This is a genomic window from Gordonia sp. GN26, assembly GCF_054823965.1.
The window spans coordinates 1-1,262 of sequence record NZ_JSYC01000086.1 but is presented as its reverse complement, the minus strand read 5'-3'; the positions used below and the strand labels follow the sequence as shown (position 1 = coordinate 1,262).

The 1,262-nt window shown below is 54.3% G+C and carries 2 rRNA genes; both read left to right on the top strand.

The annotated features are described in order from the left end of the window. Positions 1-1,028 (top strand): 23S ribosomal RNA (locus OK17_RS17125); the annotation flags it as partial. Positions 1,029-1,141: 113 nt separating this feature from the next. Then, a 5S ribosomal RNA gene (rrf, locus tag OK17_RS17120) occupies positions 1,142-1,258 on the top strand. The last annotated feature ends 4 nt before the right edge of the window (positions 1,259-1,262 follow it).

Genomic DNA, 1,262 nt, shown 5'->3' with positions numbered 1-1,262 from the left:
GCGAAGCTGAGAATTTAAGCCCCAGTAAACGGCGGTGGTAACTATAACCATCCTAAGGTAGCGAAATTCCTTGTCGGGTAAGTTCCGACCTGCACGAATGGCGTAACGACTTCTCTGCTGTCTCAACCACAGACTCGGCGAAATTGCAGTACGAGTAAAGATGCTCGTTACGCGCGGCAGGACGAAAAGACCCCGGGACCTTCACTATAGCTTGGTATTGGTGTTCGGTTCGGTTTGTGTAGGATAGGTGGGAGACTGTGAAGTGGGCACGCCAGTGTTCATGGAGTCGTTGTTGAAATACCACTCTGATCGTATTGGACTTCTAACCTCGGACCCTGATCGGGTTCAGGGACAGTGCCTGGTGGGTAGTTTAACTGGGGCGGTTGCCTCCCAAAGAGTAACGGAGGCGCCCAAAGGTTCCCTCAGCCTGGTTGGCAATCAGGTGTTGAGTGTAAGTGCACAAGGGAGCTTGACTGTGAGACGTACATGTCGAGCAGGGACGAAAGTCGGGACTAGTGATCCGGCACCGGCAAGTGGAAGCGGTGTCGCTCAACGGATAAAAGGTACCCCGGGGATAACAGGCTGATCTTCCCCAAGAGTCCATATCGACGGGATGGTTTGGCACCTCGATGTCGGCTCGTCGCATCCTGGGGCTGGAGTAGGTCCCAAGGGTTGGGCTGTTCGCCCATTAAAGCGGCACGCGAGCTGGGTTTAGAACGTCGTGAGACAGTTCGGTCTCTATCCGCCGCGCGCGTAAGAAACTTGAGGAAACCTGTCCCTAGTACGAGAGGACCGGGACGGACGAACCTCTGGTGTGCCAGTTGTCCCGCCAGGGGCACCGCTGGTTAGCTACGTTCGGAAGGGATAACCGCTGAAAGCATCTAAGCGGGAAGCCTGTTCCAAGATGAGGTTTCTCACCCTCTTTGCAGGGTTAAGGCCCCCTACAGACCATGGGGTTGATAGGCCAGAACTGTACGCACAGCAATGTGTTCAGGTGACTGGTACTAATCGGCCGAGGACTTACCAACAACACCCACACACCACAGAAACCCGTTTTTCTGGTGTGTTCGCATCCACTATGACACTTCTGAAACAACACACAAACAAACAAATGACCTGTTTGTTGGTTGTTTTATAGAGTTACGGCGGCCATAGCGGAGGGGAAACGCCCGGCCCCATTCCGAACCCGGAAGCTAAGCCCTCCAGCGCCAATGGTACTGCACCTTAATCAGTGTGGGAGAGTAGGACACCGCCGAACACAA